The organism is Azohydromonas lata NBRC 102462 (assembly GCF_001571085.1).
GTDB classification, from domain to species: domain Bacteria; phylum Pseudomonadota; class Gammaproteobacteria; order Burkholderiales; family Burkholderiaceae_C; genus Azohydromonas; species Azohydromonas lata.
The window spans coordinates 1-2473 of sequence record NZ_BCTC01000234.1; the positions used below are offsets into that span (position 1 = coordinate 1).

Here is a 2473-nt window from a genome sequence, read left to right on the forward strand (position 1 = left end):
GGCGAGGTGCGCGCGCTGGCACAGCGCTCGGCCGCGGCGGCACGCGAGATCAAGGCCCTCATCGGCGGCAGCGTCGAGCAGGTGGAGGCCGGCAGCCGCCTGGTGAGCGAGGCCGGCAGCACCATGGACGAGATCGTGGCCCAGGTGCGCCGCGTGGCGCAGCTCATCGGCAACGTGGGCCAGACCATGCAGCAGCAGGCCGACGGCATCGCCCAGGTGCGCGACACCATGAGCCAGCTCGACACCCACACCCAGAACAACGCCGCGCTGGTGGAGGAAACCGCCGGCGCGGCGCAGCACCTGCGCGACCAGGCGCAGGCGCTGGAGAACGCCGCCGCGGTGTTCCGCCTGGAAGCCGGCGCGCACGACGCGCTGCCCCAGGCGGCCGCCCTGGCGCCCGCGCCGTCCAGCCCCAAGTCGCAGGCCACCCAGCTCATCGCGCGCGCGGCCCGCAACGGCGGTCCAGGCAGTTCCGGCAGTACCCGCAGCACCCGTGGCGGCGCCCTGCCCGCCGCTCCCGTGGCTTCCGTCACGCCCGCCGCGGCGACGGCGGCGGAAGATGCATGGGAGCAGTTCTAAAAATCGCCCTGTCCGCCCAAAGGCCCAGCGCCGGGCGGCAGGCCCCGAAGGTCCCCAGGCCCCTTGTCGGCCCAACATGCAGGAGTCACGCATGGATTTGATCAACACCCCCGCCCGCTCCACGGCCGGCGCCCTCCAGATGGCCGGCAACCGTGCCATGGCCGAACCGCGCGGCGGCGAATTCCTCACCTTCCGCCTGGGCCAGGAGGAGTACGGCATAGACATCCTGCGCGTGCAGGAAATCCGCTCCTACGAGCCGCCCACGCGCATCGCCAACGCGCCGGCCTTCATGAAGGGCGTGGTCAACCTGCGCGGCGTCATCGTCCCGGTGGTGGACCTGCGCCTGAAGCTGGGCTGCGACACGGCCGAGTACAACAGCTTCACCGTGGTGATCGTGCTCAACGTGCGCGGGCGCATCGTCGGCGCGGTGGTGGACTCGGTGTCCGACGTGATGCAGCTCAACACCGAGCAGATCCGCCCCGCGCCGGAGATGAACTCCACCGTGGACGCGAGCTTCATCACCGGCATCGGCGGCGTGGGCGAGCGCATGCTCATCCTCATCGACATCGAGGCGCTCATGAGCAGCGCCGACATGGGCCTCATAGACGCCGCACGCTGACGGCGCGGCGCGCCGGCTGCCCACCGCGCGCCGCCCTCTGGCGGCCGCGTGGGCGGGTGGCGGCGCCCGCCCACGGGTTATTCGTATTTCTCTTGGGCCGGCCTTCGCGCCTGCCCGCCTGTGCTCGCCTGCGTTTTTCATCGCGAACGCGGCAGCTTGTTCCCAAGGCTGGATCAGAGGGCACGCGTATGAAGTTCCTGAGCATCAAGTCCAAGCTGTGGCTGCCCACGCTGGCTATTTCAGTGGTCTTGGCCTTGCTCTCGGGCTTCACCGCCTGGCGCGGCGGGCACTTGCAGGCGCAGTTCGCGCAGGACACGCAGGCCCAGCAGCGCAAGCTGGAAATTGCCCTGCAGTGGAGCGGGCTCACGCAGGCCAACGCCACGCGGGTGCTGTCCACGCTGGCCGGCGACGCGACGGTGGCGGCCCTGTTCAAGCCCGCGATCGCGGCCACGACCAAGCGCATCAACGAGTTGCAGGCGTCGCTGGACGAGCTGGCCGGCACCGATGAGGAAAAGGCCGCGCTGGCGGCGGTGGCGCAGGCGCGCAAGCGCTACATCGCCGCGCGCGACCAGGCCGCCGCGCTCAAGCAGCAGGGGCAGGCCGAGCAGGCCATGGCCCGCCTGGCGTCGGACGTGCAACCGGCCATCACGGCCTATCTCGAAGTGCAGCAGGCCTTCGTGGCGCTGCAGCGCCAGCGCTCGCAAGCGCTGAGCGAGGCGGCCGAGGCGTCCATGCGCATGCTGGCCTGGACGGGCAGCGCCGTGACGGCCTTGGCCATCGCCCTCATGTGCGTGAGCAGCGCGCTGCTGGTGCGCTCCCTGTGCCGGCCGCTGAACGCGCTGGCCGCGATGGCCACGCGCATCGGCCAGGGCGATCTCACCGCGCGGGCCGACGTGGGCCGCCGCGACGAGATCGGCACCCTGCAGCAGGCGCTGGACGGCATGACGCAATCGCTGCGCCACCTCGTGGGCCAGATGCGCCAGAGCGCCAGCGACGTGTCCAAGGCCTCCGACGAGATCGCCCAGGGCAGCGCCGACCTCTCCGCCCGCACCGAGCACACCGCGGCCAACCTGCAGCAAACGGCGGCCAGCCTGCAGCAGGTCACCGATGCGCTGCGCGCGGGCGCCGAGTCCGCCGCCACGGCCAGCGTGTGCGCGAATTCGGCCTCCGAGGCGGCGCAGCGCGGCGGCGAGGTGGTGGCCCGCGTGGTCAGCACCATGGACGGCATCCAGAGCGCCAGCCACCGCATCGAAGACATCATCGGCACCATTGACG

3 protein-coding genes are annotated in these 2473 nt (G+C 71.6%); all 3 read left to right on the forward strand.

Features of this window, described 5'->3' with window-relative positions:
- Window positions 1-579, forward strand: a 579-nt coding sequence (locus ALA01S_RS30740) for a methyl-accepting chemotaxis protein (RefSeq protein WP_238456026.1), incomplete at its 5' end; no start/stop codon positions are given.
- Window positions 580-718: 139 nt separating this feature from the next.
- A complete protein-coding gene (locus ALA01S_RS30745) occupies window positions 719-1198 on the forward strand; it encodes a chemotaxis protein CheW (protein ID WP_157119423.1) in 480 nt (159 codons plus the stop codon).
- A gap of 188 nt (window positions 1199-1386) precedes the next feature.
- Window positions 1387-2473 (forward strand): methyl-accepting chemotaxis protein (locus ALA01S_RS30750; protein ID WP_066343544.1); only part of this gene is annotated, 1087 nt, incomplete at its 3' end.